The organism is Gluconobacter sp. Dm-62 (assembly GCF_018256155.1).
Lineage (GTDB): Bacteria > Pseudomonadota > Alphaproteobacteria > Acetobacterales > Acetobacteraceae > Gluconobacter.
On sequence record NZ_JAERLY010000007.1, the window covers coordinates 77,809 to 91,459 of the forward strand.

Annotated in this window: 12 protein-coding genes; 6 read left to right on the top strand and 6 right to left on the bottom strand. The window is 60.9% G+C overall.

The window, feature by feature from the left end; all coding sequences use genetic code 11:
- Window positions 1-2 precede the first annotated feature (2 nt).
- From exbB to JK202_RS09150, 5 genes are all read right to left on the bottom strand, one after another.
- Complete coding sequence (exbB, locus tag JK202_RS09130; RefSeq protein WP_211560364.1) at window positions 3-728, bottom strand: tonB-system energizer ExbB; 726 nt, start codon at window positions 726-728, stop codon at window positions 3-5.
- A gap of 160 nt (window positions 729-888) precedes the next feature.
- Window positions 889-1,464 (bottom strand): DUF4405 domain-containing protein, encoded by a 576-nt coding sequence (locus JK202_RS09135; protein ID WP_211560366.1) that lies wholly within the window; start codon window positions 1,462-1,464, stop codon window positions 889-891.
- A gap of 53 nt (window positions 1,465-1,517) precedes the next feature.
- Window positions 1,518-2,123: an O-methyltransferase gene (locus JK202_RS09140; protein ID WP_211560368.1), complete on the bottom strand. Its 606-nt coding sequence runs from the start codon at window positions 2,121-2,123 to the stop codon at window positions 1,518-1,520.
- A 104-nt stretch (window positions 2,124-2,227) separates the two neighbouring features.
- Window positions 2,228-2,917 (bottom strand): tetratricopeptide repeat protein, encoded by a 690-nt coding sequence (locus tag JK202_RS09145; RefSeq protein ID WP_249199873.1) that lies wholly within the window; start codon window positions 2,915-2,917, stop codon window positions 2,228-2,230.
- A 113-nt stretch (window positions 2,918-3,030) separates the two neighbouring features.
- Complete coding sequence (locus JK202_RS09150) at window positions 3,031-5,355, bottom strand: TonB-dependent siderophore receptor (protein ID WP_211560372.1); 2,325 nt, start codon at window positions 5,353-5,355, stop codon at window positions 3,031-3,033.
- A gap of 288 nt (window positions 5,356-5,643) precedes the next feature.
- Between JK202_RS09150 and pstS the strand changes: the two genes are divergently transcribed.
- From pstS to ppk2, 3 genes are all read left to right on the top strand, one after another.
- Window positions 5,644-6,633: a phosphate ABC transporter substrate-binding protein PstS gene (pstS, locus tag JK202_RS09155; protein WP_211560374.1), complete on the top strand. Its 990-nt coding sequence runs from the start codon at window positions 5,644-5,646 to the stop codon at window positions 6,631-6,633.
- 120 nt (window positions 6,634-6,753) lie between these two features.
- Window positions 6,754-8,208, top strand: a complete 1,455-nt coding sequence (locus JK202_RS09160) for a carbohydrate porin (protein WP_211560376.1) — start codon at window positions 6,754-6,756, stop codon at window positions 8,206-8,208.
- A 102-nt stretch (window positions 8,209-8,310) separates the two neighbouring features.
- Window positions 8,311-9,228 carry a polyphosphate kinase 2 gene (ppk2, locus tag JK202_RS09165; protein WP_211560377.1) on the top strand — a complete coding sequence of 306 codons (918 nt, stop codon included), beginning with the start codon at window positions 8,311-8,313 and terminating at the stop codon, window positions 9,226-9,228.
- Between the two features lie 98 nt (window positions 9,229-9,326).
- Here the strand turns inward: ppk2 and JK202_RS09170 are convergent, their stop codons facing one another.
- Window positions 9,327-10,124, bottom strand: a complete 798-nt coding sequence (locus JK202_RS09170) for a DeoR/GlpR family DNA-binding transcription regulator (protein ID WP_249199875.1) — start codon at window positions 10,122-10,124, stop codon at window positions 9,327-9,329.
- A 261-nt stretch (window positions 10,125-10,385) separates the two neighbouring features.
- Here JK202_RS09170 and JK202_RS09175 point away from each other — a divergent pair, with 261 nt between their 5' ends.
- The 3 genes from JK202_RS09175 to JK202_RS09185 are packed head-to-tail and all read left to right on the top strand — an operon-like array spanning window position 10,386 to window position 13,648.
- Entirely contained in the window at window positions 10,386-11,339 is a 954-nt protein-coding gene (locus JK202_RS09175) for an SIS domain-containing protein (RefSeq protein WP_211560378.1), read from the top strand.
- A gap of 2 nt (window positions 11,340-11,341) precedes the next feature.
- Window positions 11,342-12,664, top strand: coding sequence for a D-tagatose-bisphosphate aldolase, class II, non-catalytic subunit (locus tag JK202_RS09180; RefSeq protein WP_211560379.1), 1,323 nt, complete (start codon window positions 11,342-11,344; stop codon window positions 12,662-12,664).
- 24 nt (window positions 12,665-12,688) lie between these two features.
- Window positions 12,689-13,648 (top strand): N-acetylglucosamine kinase, encoded by a 960-nt coding sequence (locus JK202_RS09185; RefSeq protein WP_211560380.1) that lies wholly within the window; start codon window positions 12,689-12,691, stop codon window positions 13,646-13,648.
- The last annotated feature ends 3 nt before the right edge of the window (window positions 13,649-13,651 follow it).

Consider the following 13,651-nt stretch of genomic DNA (forward strand, 5'->3'; position numbering starts at 1 on the left):
GCTTACTCTGCCGCAGCCAGCGTATCGCGGCCGAAGCGGAGCACCTTGCCGCCATTGATCCCGCGCGCCAGATCCCGCGAAACGAGGCGCATCACAAGCGATGTCAGATCCGCAACACAGGCGCGGCAGGCTGCCGTCTGACGGGCGAGATGGTTGTAGATGACCACCGCCGGAATGGCGGCGACGAGCCCGAGCGCCGTGGCAAGGAGCGCTTCGGCAATGCCGGGTGCCACCACCGCGAGGCTGGTGGCATGGGCGGCCGCAATGCCCGTGAAGGACGACATGATGCCCCAGACCGTACCGAACAGGCCGACGAACGGAGAGGTCGCGCCAATGGTCGCCAGAACGCCCGTCCCGCGCATCAGGCGACGGCCTTCAGCGGCTTCCAGCCTTTCAAGATGCAGCACGATGCGCTCCTTGATGCCTTCACGGTCGCCGGGAATATCCTGCGAGCGCTGACGCTCCACTTCGGCGGCCATGACCATCGCGTGCGCGATACCGGAGCCCGATCCGGTGCGCGTCCATTCCTCGCCGATATCCAGCGTCTCGGCGTCTTCGAGCGTGATTTCCGACTTCTTCAGACGCGAGCGCAGGCGCTGGAGTTCGATGGATTTGGCAATGAAGATCGTCCAGGTCACGAGCGAGGCCATCGCAAGGATGGTCATGACGCCCCGCACGACCGGGCCGGCGTCGAGAAACATCTGCCAGGGGGAAAAGCTAAGGGACATCACGGCACCTGTAGGAACTGCGGGACTATTAAACCAACGATAATGAGAGTCATTCTCACTATCAAGGATGATTCGCATCCTCCTGCATGTCGTATCGTGTCCGGCGCGCGCTTTCGGGCCTGAAATGAAAAAAGCCCCGGTCCGACCGGGGCTTGGTGTCTCAGTCCTGATGTCCTTCAGGATGCTGGTGATGGCCCCCATGGCCCGATCCGTCTCCCGGACCGCCATGGTCATGCGGGCGCTGAAGGGCTGCGACCACCGTATCATTGGCGGGGCGTCCCGACGCTTTTGCAATATCGTCGAGGGTCTGGTCCGCCGATGTGACCGTGTAGCCCTGAGACTGAAGGCGATGGATCAGGCCATCCGCGTCCAGATGAACCAGAGGGGCGATATCCGACAGCGGCGCATGTTCCAGCACCGGGAGCGCCATGAACGCGGTCTGCCGGTTGCCCGCATGTCCGCTCGGAGCCTGAAAGAAGAATGGGACGCAGGCCGCGAACGCGATGATCAGCGGCACATACAGCGTCTTGCGCCGGGCGTAATTGACCAGAGACGTCCAGTTCTTCACCAGGTGCAGGATGAACGGCGCGAGAAGCACCATGCTCAGCCATTCATGGATGGGATGAAACGACTGTGGCGCCCGGTGAAAAAACAGCGCCACACCCGTGACGCCGGAGACAATGAAGAACCCGGTCGTCAGTGGGGTCCCGTATCGGTTCATGAATGTCTTGAACATGTTGCTTTCTTGTGCCGGGACAGCCCCGGACGCAGGTTGAGGTGAGAACGGAATTACGCGGGAAGATAACGGCTGACTTCGAGCCCTGTGCCCACGGGCAGCGGCACGCTCAGCATGTGCGGGATTGCGCGGACGGCCTGCTGGTATTTGCGCGCCTCTTCGCCGCCGGGAACGCGCATGTTATCCGCAACGATAATGGCGCCCGGGTTGAGTTTCGGCAGGACCGCTTCGAGGCAGGGCACATAAAGATCCTTCCACAGATCCATCAGGACGAAGTCGATGCCGCCGTCCATCTGACCGATCAGGTCCAGCGCATCGCCATGGCGGAAATCGACGTGATCGGCCAATCCGGCGCGTTCGGCCATGTCGCGGGCATAGGCGATCTTGTGCGCCTCAAGCTCCATGGTGACGAGCCGTCCACCGGAGGTGCGCGCCGCTTCGGCCAGCCAGATTGTGGAATAGCCGTAGGACGTTCCAAGTTCGAGAATGGTTGGCTTGTCCAGAACGCGCGCGAGAATGCTGATGAGCTGTCCGGTCCGTCGCCCCACAGCCAGAAACCGCTCGGAATTGGGCCGGTGAATGCCGGCGCGGCGCTCTTCCTGCTCGGTCTGAAGGCGCTCGTGATAAAGCTCCAGAACCTGTGTGACGCGATCATCCATGAGACGAAATCCTTCCTCTGGACCAGTATCCTGTCATGGTTTCGGGCGCTGTCACCTCCTCATTCTGTATGAAAGAGGCGCGGTTTGTAATCATCTGTTGCGCTTCAGGCCGCATGGGATACGCCCCTGTCCGACAGGGCTTCCAGCAGCGTCAGGCACCGGATCATGACGGCCTGAAAAATGCGCTCCCCCTTATGGGGCTGGAGCAGGGCTAGCACTGCATCCGGCACGCCGATGATCGCGGAATCCAGAGCCCTTTCAAGCGATTGCGCGGCTTCGGACCGCGCACCACGCTCCAGGGCAAGACGCGCCAGATTGAGCCAGGCCCAACAGTCGCCACCCTCTGCTGCGGCCTGATAGAACTGATGCGCACCCCGAAGGTCAGGCCCCGTTCCTGGCGCGGTTCCGTCCTCGTGCATGATCCCCAGCATGTTCAGGGCTTTAGCGTTTCCGGTCCGAGCGGCATCCACATACAACCGGTACGCAAGCTGTTCGTTCTTCGGCGCCCCGTCCCCGGCCAGAAACAGATCGGCCAGATTGAACATCGCCCAGCCGTCTCCACCCCCGACAGCACTTTCAAAACATCGCGCTGCCATGACCGGGTTCCGTTTCACGCCCCAGCCGCGTTCATAGGCACGGCCAAGCATGTTCAGCGCCACGGGATGTCCGCTGCGTGCGGCGATCCCGAAACAGGAAAAGGCGTCTTCCGATCGCCCTGCATCCAGATGACTCTGCGCCAGAATCAACTGTGCCTTCACCTGTGACGGAACAGGCAAAGGCGCAGAGCGGGACATCCCGTTATCCTGATGGTCTCCTGACCCTGATGACATATCATTCCTCTCTGGACCCGGTCTTTCACGCGCGATCAAAGACCGGGGGAATATTCAGGCTGTACGCGGAGTTCGGATCAGAAACCGACGCCGAAATTGCCCATGAAGGTCCGGCCGGACTGCGGCACGGCACGGCTTGAACTGAAGGCCGAAGCGTAGTTCAGGTGGTTGGACAGGTTGTTGGCGTTGAACTGCACATGATAGCGACCGTACTGGTACGAGATCATGGTGTTCAGCGAGAAGTTGTACGGCATGCGCGCCGTGTTCGCTTCATCAGCCCAGTAAGCGGAGCTGTACTGCGCACCACCGCCGACCGTCAGCTTGCCCTGTCCGGGACGAAGCAGCAGCGGCGAGAGGTTGTAGGACGTCCAGACCGAGAAGTTGTTGTGCGGAAGCTGAGGCGCCTGCTTGCCCTGCGTCGTCGTGGCGTTGGTCACCTTGCCGCCCATGTAGGAATAGGCTGCGTAGATTTCCCAGTCCTTCGTGATCTTGCCGGTGACGCTCAGCTCCGCGCCACGGGTCCGGCGGCCGGTTCCTGCATCCTGGAAGCCCGTGATGATGTTGCCGTTGTCGTCATAGGTGTAGGAATTGTTCTGGTTGATCTGATACAGCGCACCCGTGACGCCCAGACGCTTGTTGAGGAAGTCCATCTTGGTGCCGACCTCGAACAGGTCGCTGCGCTGCGGCTTGAGGTCACGGCCATTGACCGGGACGTCACCCACGCTCGACATGGTCGTGACTTCGGAAGACGCATCCGTTCCGACCGGCTTGTAGGAGCGGGAGAACGTGAAATAGACGGTCTTGTTGTCATCCACGTCATACATCAGGCTCGCAGACGGGCTGAACTTGCTGGACTTCTGGGACTGCACGCCCGCAGAGGCCGCCGCTGCGCTCCAGTATGTGCTCTCGAAGCTGTCCCAACGGAACGTTCCGAAAAGCGACAGACGCTTCGTGATGTGGATCTTGTCCGCGAGGAACAGGCCGAGATCGCGGAAATCCGCCGTCCGGTGGCCCGAAGACGGCCAGGTGATGTAGGTGTTCGGTGCGGAATAGTAAGGATTGCGGATCGTCTGGTCATTCAGGCGGTTCACATAAGTGCCCATGACCCGGTTGTCCTTGGTGTAGTTGATGTCCACACCCGCGCTGATGTCATGATGCAGGAAGCCCGTGTTGAACTTCGCCCGGCCCATCATGACATTCTGGATGCCCCAGCCATCCTGCTGATAGGCAGCACCACCACCCGCGCCATAAGCCAGCGTCGGATTGCCGCCTGCGAGGAAGGACGTCGCGCAGGTTCCGGTGCAGGCGCTCGGGTTCGAGGCGGAATAGTCACGGTGATAATGGGTGAAGCGCGTATCGTTGTTGAAGGTCAGCCAGCGCGCGATTTCCGACGAGAACTTGGACGTGACCATATGGATGTTTGAATTGTCCATATTGAAGCTGCGCGTGTAGCTCGTATCGCGGTCCAGACCGTGGCTGGTGATCGGCGTGGAAATATTGCCGATCTTGATCATCGGAACACCGTAATCCGACGTGCCCCGGCTTCCGAGCCATTGGTAGTTCAGGTGATAGGTCGTTTTCGTGCCCAGACCGAAGCCGAGATCCGCCGCCACGCCGTAACGGTCCGAACGGACATTGTCGCGATCGGCCACGTCCTGCTTGTTGTACATGCCGTTCACGCGCAGGGCCGTATGCTTGCCGAGCTGGTAGTTCACATCAGCCGCGCCGCGATACTGCATGCCGCTGGCGATCGTCTGGTCAAAATCGTAATGATTGCCCAGATGCGCCTTCTTGAGCGTCTGGTTGATCACGCCGCCGACATTGCCCGCGCCGAAATACTCGCCGCTCGGTCCCTTGATGACTTCGACGCTCTCGGTGTTGAACGTGTCGCGCACATAGGTGCCGAAATCCTTCAGGCCATCTTCATAGATGTCCCCGCGCGCCTGCTGGCCACGAATGCGGAACTGGTCGCCGTTCAGGCCGCCATTGCCCTCCCCCGTGGACATCGTAATGCCCGGAACATTGGCGAGCGCCTGATCCAGCGTGAACAGACGCTGCTGGACGATCAGGTCCTTGGGCACGACGCTGATGGTCTGCGGCGTGTCGCGAACCGTGCCTGGCATGCGCCCGATATCGAGGGACGTGTTGTTCGTGTTGCTGCTGTCAGCGTCCACCTGACCGTGAACGCGCACGGCGGACAGGTTGATCGTGCTGTCGGTTGCGGTCGTGCCTGCAGTATCCGTTCCGTCCTGCGCCTCGGCATCCCCGGCTTCTGCGACGCCAAAACCTGCGCCGAGGGCCAGCATGACGAGAGCCGACCATTTCTGACCCGAGCCCTCGCGGGAGGATCTGAAAGACGTGCCCGATGGCGATGAGAGCGGAAAATCGTTTTCTGAAGGCATGCAGCACCTGAACTCTGGAAACTTCACAGATCTTCCGACGGCGTCTGTCTGATACGGATGGACACATCCTTGCAGGCAAAAAACCGTCGTGACGTTCTGACTGAGCCCTGTTTCCCGCAACTTAATTGCTAATGCAAATGATTCTCATTAGCAATATTGTGTAATAATGGCACTGTTGCCTCACGGCCACAGGTAAACCCTTAAACCTTGATGACAGTCATGGTCATGATGCTCCCCGCAGTGATACTGACAGGGCAGCCGGAACATTAAAGCGGAGCGTGATCAGGCATGTTTCATCGTGTGAGGTTCATCGCACGCGGCATCACCGCCGCCCTGGCCGTCATGCTCTGCGGAACAGCCCATTCCGCTGGTCTTACGGGCGGCGGATCGAGCTTTGCCGCGCCGCTTTACCGGGCCTGGAGCGAGGGGTTCCAGCGCCAGAGCGGCCTGTCCCTGACCTATCGCAGTGTCGGCTCCGGCGAGGGGCAGAGGCGCGTCATGGCTGGCGATGTGGATTTCGGGGCGTCGGATCTGCCGCTTGCCGGGCCGGTTCTGCAAGCGCGGGGCCTGTATCAGTTCCCGACCGCCATTGGCGCGATCGTGGTGGTCATCAATGTTCCCGGGGTCGCATCCAACCGGATGAAGCTGGACGGACCAACCCTCGCCGCGCTGTTTGACGGGAAGATCACCAGTTGGGCCGATCCACGTCTCCGCGCGCTCAATCCGGGGCTGCGTCTGCCGGATCTGGATGTGCTGCCCATCCACCGCGAGGAAGAATCAGGCACCAGTCAGGTCTTCAGCGACTATCTCCATGCCGTCGCGCCGGACTGGAAAGCCGGGATGTGGGGCGATGGCTCAGAAGCGCGGGGCAATGACGGGGTGGCGGCCAGCGTGCGGCAGTCCATCGGTGGGATCGGCTTTGTGCAATATGCGTTTGCGCGTCGGGACCGGCTGAATACGGTGCAGCTTCAAAATCATGCGGGACAGTTCGTCGCCCCCGGAAAAGCCGCGTTCACGAATGCCGCCCTCAGCGCGGAGTGGCCCCATGCGGACCATTATGCCGTCAATCTTCTGGCCGCGCCGGGGGCTCAGGCTTGGCCGATCATGAGCGCGACCTTCGCCCTCATCCCCGTCCATCCGGCGGCCCCCGCAACGCACGCCGCAGTAAAGGCGTTTTTCAGATACGGCCTGAAACAGGGCGATGATGCCACGCGGGATCTGGATTACGTGCCCCTGCCCGCAGCCGTAAAAGACAGGGTCCTGTCCGGCTGGCCCTGAGCGCCTGATCGCCTGATCGCCTGATCCTGAGCGGACGTCATAATAACTTCACTTCCCATCCCTCTCCCCGTGCTGTGAATGATCGTGACATTCCAGCACCTTGGGTAAAGGGGACCCGTCTTGTCAGACCGCGTTCCGGATCGTTGGCGTCTGGCCGGTCTGTGCAGTGTTCTGGGGGTCCTGATCGGGACAGCACACGCCGCCACGGCGCCACTGGTCACGGATGTCCTGCCGTCAGGCGTGCCCCTGCCCTCGCCCGCGCCCGGATTTGTTCTGCCCCCCGAGGACACCGGGACCGAACTTCTGGGCGATGTGGGTGGCGCACGCTCCTGGCTGACCCGCAAGGGTATCAGGTTCAATCTTCAGGACGTCGAGGAAGTCTGGGGCCTGACCTCGGGCGGCATGCATCCCGGCCCGACCTATGACGGCATGACGGCCGCAACACTTCTGCTGGAAACCCGGCGCGCCTTTGGCTGGCATGACGGGCTTCTCAATATCAGCGCCATTCAGGTGCGCGGACGCTCGCTGGCCGGGGAGCGTCTTGGGTCGCTGAACCCCGTCAGTGGTTACGACGCCGGACGCACGACCCGTCTGTTCGAGCTCTGGTACGGGCAGGGGTTTTTCGGAAACCGGCTGGATATCCGCGTCGGCACGATCGATCTGGATACCGAGTTCCTCGTCAGCCAGAACGCGTCCCTGTTCCTGAATGCCAGCTTTGGCTGGCCGCTCTCGACATCCAGCAATCTCTATTCGGGCGGCCCGTCATGGCCGTTTTCCGCCGTGGGAACACGGATCAAGTGGTCTCCCGCCTATCCGCTCGTGCTCATGCTGGCCATCACCGACGACAACCCGACAAAAGGCCCCTTCTACAGCACCCTCAGCCCGACCCGGATCGACCCGTCAGGCACCACCTTTTCCACCAGCGGCGGAACCCTCTTCATGGGCGAGGCGCAGCTCTGGGTGGATGCCGCGCAAAGCCTTTCCGGCAAGGATGCGCCTGCCATGCCGGGAACGTGGAAAATCGGCGGGCTGTACGATACCGGGCGTTTCCCGGACCCGCGCTATGACAGTCAGGGCGGCCTGCTGGGCAGTCCGGACAGCACAGGAATTCCGCGTTACCATTCTGGCACATGGCTTGGATATGTCGTGCTGGATCAGGCCCTGTGGCGCACGGTGAGCGAGCCCGTCAAAGCGATCAACACCTTCGTCCGTGCCACCATAGCCAGCGGCACCCGCAACCGCTTCACGACGGAAGTGGAGGCCGGTTTGACCTTTCAGGGCTTCGTCCCCTCCCGCCCCAATGACGTGATCGGTATTGGCTGGGGCACCGGCTTTTACAGCCATCGCGCAAAGCAGAACGCGCGGGACATCATCCGCCTGTCCGACAGTTCGGCCAGACTTCTGGTGCCGGAAAATCATGTCGAGCTGACATGGCAGGTGCCGGTCCGCGATTACGTCACGCTCCAGCCGGACTTCCAGTATTTCTGGAATCTGGGCGGACAGGAGCCGGAAATAGGTGCGGCCTCGGCATCACGCGGCGCTGTTGTGGGGCTGAACATGACCACGACGTTCTGAAAACCTGCGTGATGATTTCAATTAACTTTCAAACTTCGCCTCCCCTGTGCCCGGTAAGGTTCCGCTCACGGCCTGAGACGCCGATGACAAAGGAAGCAATCCATGACGCAGGACAACGATTTCGGTGGCCTCTCGCCAGACGAACAGGCACGGGAGCGCATGCGCTACGAAATCATCGATGACCTGGATGAAGAATTCGAACTCTCCCTGGAAGAAAACGAAGGGGAAGGCCTCGATCCTGCGGACCGCGCATTCCGTCGCACCTATTTCCGCGAACTGATCCGCCTTCAGGGTGAGCTCATCAAGCTGCAGGACTGGGTCAAGGCGACAGGCGAGCGGATTGTCGTGCTTTTTGAAGGGCGTGACGCTGCCGGCAAGGGCGGTGCCATCAAGCGCATCACCCAGCGCCTGAACCCGCGCATCTGCCGTGTTGCCGCCCTCCCCGCCCCGAATGACCGCGAGCGCACACAGTGGTATTTCCAGCGCTATACGGCCCATCTTCCTGCCGCGGGCGAAATCGTGCTTTTCGACCGCAGCTGGTACAATCGCGCGGGCGTTGAGCGCGTCATGGGCTTCTGCACCGATGAGGAATACGAGGAGTTCTTCCGCTCTGTGCCGGAATTCGAGCGGATGCTGGTCCGCAGCGGGATCCGTGTCATCAAGTTCTGGTTCTCGATCACGGATGAAGAGCAGGAATCACGCTTCCAAGCCCGGATCGAAGATCCGCTGAAGCAGTGGAAGCTTAGCCCGATGGATCTGGAAAGCCGCCGTCGCTGGGAAGACTACACGCTGGCCAAGGAAGTCATGCTGGAACGCTCCAGCATTCCGGAAGCCCCGTGGTGGGTCGTCCCGGCCGTGGACAAAAAGCGCGCCCGCCTGAACTGCATTGCCCACTTCCTCTCGCTCGTGCCTTACGAACCCGTCAGCCGCCCCGAAGTCGTCCTGCCGGAGCGGGTATTCCATCCGGATTACGAACGTGAACCCACACCCGAAACCATGCTCGTCCCCGAGCGGTACTGAGGCGTAACGGCCGCCGGATGTTTCGGAAGGAGTCTGAGGCGGTGTACTGAAAGCAGAATAGGCCACGATCAGCCCATTCTGCTTTCGCAGGCGCTCTCTCAGCGCTCCGGTAATCCGTCATTGGAATGACTGGCCAGAATGATGGTGTGGCCACGTTCCCGCAGCGCCAGCACTTGGGCGTCATCCATATCAGTATCTGTAATAACGCAGGAAATCTGATCCAGATGGCCAACACGGTAGGTGGAGCGTCGGCCGAATTTGGTGCTGTCCGTGAGCAGGAAACATTCTTTGGACCGGCGCATCATGGCCGCGTTCAGGCTCGCCTCTTCGCTGTCGGGTGTTGAAATCGTGCCATCGGACTGCACGGCGCTGGTTCCCAGAAACACCTGATCAAACCACAGGTTCTCGATCGCCTGTTCCGCAAGAATTCCTACAAGACTGCGATTCGCATGCCGCAGCCGCCCACCGAGCAAATTCATCTCGACGCCCTCGATCCCACTCAGGGCTTCGGATACGGTAATGTTGTTAGAAAATACCGTCAGCGGCATGGGATCAATACGCAGACGCCGCGCCAGTTGCAAAACCGTGGTACCAGCATCGAAAAACACCGCCGATCCGCGTTCCAGATGCAGAAACGCCTCATTTGCAATCGCCCGCTTGTGATCGAGCGCATGGCTCTCGCGGGTTTCAAAAGCAACTTCCCGATCCACCGAGTCCGCAAGCGCGGCTCCTCCATGTGTCCGGATGATGAGGCCCTGTTTTTCCAGACGTTGCAGATCGCGGCGGATGGTCGCAAGCGAGGCATCGACTTCGCTGGCCAGATCATGAATCCCGGTCATCCCGTTCAGATAAAGATAGTGCCGGATCTGCATCAGACGGTCGGATGCCAAGATCATGTCTCCCTGGTTAGCCTTACCGCGTTCATTCTACGCGCCTCGGTTTTCTTTGGAAAGCAACTGAAAAATGATCGAATTGATCAATAGCAATCATTTTATTGAGTTGACATGATCGTATTGCCGGATTTTATAATTCAGACACAGACGCCTGCCCCGAAAAGTTTTGCTGTTACCGTTCCACACGCCATCTGACCTCCGCGGACGTACCTGTTACGAAACAGATACGTTTCTGTTAGCCTTCCTTCTGAAAGACACGTCCTCATGAACGCTACCGAACGCGGCATTCGCGAACAGTTTCCCCTCTGGAACAAAGTCGACATGCAGGATGTGCGACCGGACCCGGAAACCGTCACGGTCGTGGTGGGCTGCGGAACGTCCGTCCATATCGCGGATGCGATTGCTGCCGGCCTGAACGCCAATGGTGTCTTCTCGCGCGCCGTCGCCGGGAACGAATGGACACGCCGCCCGCAGGATTACGTGCCGTCCAGCATCCGCCCGAATATCCTCGCCCTCTCGCGCAGCGGGGAATCCACGGAAACGGTTGCCGCCGCCATCGAGAGCCGTAAAAAAGGCCTGCACGTCACCGCCTTCACCTGCGCCGAAAACACGGGTCTGGAAAAAAACGCCGACGAAACCGTTCTGGCTGAAACCCATGCGGAAGAAGGGATCGTCATGACGGCGTCTGCCAGTCTGATGCTCCTGATGGGCCTGCGCTATGCCGGAATTTCCGTCACCCCGGAAACAACTGCCGCGGCTGAAACACTCCTCGCCGAAGCAGACCCGCAGCTTACGCCCCTGCTCGAAGGCCGCTCCCATTTCGTGTTTCTGGGCGCCGGAGCCCTGTATGGCGTCGCCCGTGAAGGCTCCCTGAAACTTCAGGAAATGAGCCTGAGCCAGACGGAAGCACATCATCCGCTGGAATATCGCCATGGCCCGATCAGCCTGATCGATGACAACTCCCTTGTTGTCTTCCTCTACCATCCTGACACCCTGGAAGAGGAAAGCATTCTGGCCAAAGACCTGATGGCCAAGGGCGCACGCGTTCTCGGGATCGGCGGCCCGGGCACGGTCTCCCTGTCCGTCAGCGAAGGCGCGGATGTCCGTCCGCTGGTGGTTCTGCCTGTCCTTCAGCTGTTTGGCGAATACGTTGCCCGCTCCAAAGGACTGGACACCCTTGCACCGCGCCATCTCACCAAAGTCGTGACGATCGCCTGACCATGAGCATCTCCCCGTTCCTGCCCCTCGTTCATCAGGCTCACGATCCGGCCGTCCCGGCTGCACAGCGCAAAGGGCTGGCCTCGGTCTGCTCCGCGCATCCGCTGGTTCTGGAAGCCGCCCTGCAACGGGCCGCCCGAACCGGACAGCCTGTTCTGATCGAAGCAACCTGCAATCAGGTCAATCAGGACGGGGGCTATACTGGAATGACCCCCGCGGATTTCCGGGAGCTTGTTCTGGGCATCGCCTCCAGAGTCAGTTGCCCGGAGCATCTCGTTCTGCTGGGGGGAGATCATCTTGGCCCCAATCCATGGAAGTCCCTGCCTCCACAGGAAGCCATGGACAAGGCCCTGTGTATGATCGAAGCCTTTGCCCGAGCGGGTTTCGTCAAGCTGCATCTCGACGCCAGCATGGGCTGTGCAGGAGAGCCTGCCGCGCTGCCTGACGAAACCGTGGCCGAACGGGCATGCGCCCTTGCCCAACGCGCGGAAAGTGTCGCGCCCGGTCAGGCCGTCTATATCATCGGCACGGAAGTCCCGGTCCCGGGCGGGGCGGCTGAAGCTCTTGATCATCTCGAACCAACGGCGCCACAGGCTGCCACCACCACCCTCCAGATTCACGAAACGCTTTTCCGTCGCACTCTGGGAGACGCCACCTGGACCCGCGTCATCGGACTGGTCGTCCAGCCGGGCGTCGAGTTCGGCGTGGAAGACGTGGTGGTGTATGACCGTCCCCGTGCAAAAGCCCTTTCGGCGACGCTGAACCAGATGCCGGGCCAGATCTTTGAAGCGCATTCCACGGATTACCAGCCGCTTCCCGCCCTTCGTGCGCTTGTGGAAGACGGCTTCCTGCTTCTGAAAGTCGGGCCGGGTCTGACCTTTGCGCTGCGTGAGGCTCTGTATGGACTGGACAGCATCCGGTCCGTTCTCCTCCCCCATCAGGAGAGCCTGCGGAGCGTCATGGAACGGATCATGACGGAACACCCTGCACAATGGCGTGGCCATTATGAGGGACCGCAGGATAAACTCGCCATCCTCCGCCACTATGCCTACAGTGACCGCATCCGCTATTACTGGCCGCAACCTGATGCGGAAGCTGCTGTCACGACCCTTTTGTCCCAGCTTGAAGAAACGGGCCTGCCCGATCCTCTCCTGAGCCAGTTTCTCCCTGTCCAGTACGAGAAAATCCGAGCGGGTCTGCTCCCGCGGCATCCACGGGATATTATTCTTTCCGCAGTGGATGCCGTTCTGGACATTTACGATCAGGCCTGTGGCGCTTCGTCAAAACTTTATGTACATCCAGATAAAATTCATTCCGTTATCTGATCCGCGGGTTTCGAAGGTATTTTCATGAGTCAGCCCTGTATTGCGGCAATGGACGGCGGTGGAAGCAAGACCCTGCTGGTCGTCCTGCGCCAGGATGGCACCATTTCCGATATCGGCCGTGCCGAAGGCTCCAATCCCTTTGACCAGCCCCTGTGGCGCGAAACCCTCAGCGGCCTGTTTTCCCGCCTTCCAGACAATACCGTGGGCGCCGGACTGGGCCTCGCCGGCTTTGGCGAGAGCGCCACGCTCAATCAGCGCCAGCGCAGTCTGATCCATTCAATTTTCGAGCATATCCCCCACTTCCTGACCAATGACGTGGACATGGCCTGCAACGGCGCCTTTGCCGGAGAGGAGGGCGTCCTTCTTCTTTCGGGCACCGGGTCCATGGCATGGGCCACAGATGGCAAAGGCACAACCTGTCGCGTCGGAGGCTGGGGCAGCCTGCTGGGCGACGAGGGCAGCGCCTTCTGGATCGGCCGCAAAGCCCTCGGCGTCATCACTGCCATTCTTGATGGCCGCAATACGACTGACACCGCATTTCTGGCACCGTTCCAGAAAGAACTGAACCTTCCTGCCAATCCTGCCGAATGCGCCGCTGCCCTGCTGGACTGGTACGGCACCCTGACGCATGAACGCTCCGCGGCAGCCGCCCTGACCCGCGTCGTCGCCCAGCAGGCCGAACAGGGTTGCCCTACCGGCCGCCGCCTGATGCACGATGCCGCAGCGGAACTGGCCCTTCATGTCCATACGGCCCGCCGCAAGCTCTCCCGCCCCGATCTTCCATGGAGCTACGCGGGCGGAACACTTCAGAGCCCGTTCCTGCGCAGTGCGATCGCCGAGACCTGTGGCGCGCCCACATGCCCGCGCCTCTCCCCGATCGGTGGCGGCCTTCTCACGGCCGCCAGACTTGCCGGATGGCCCGTGGATGACCGCTGGATCAGCACCGTTGCCCAGACCCTGCAGGACGCAGGGCTTGGACATTGAGAG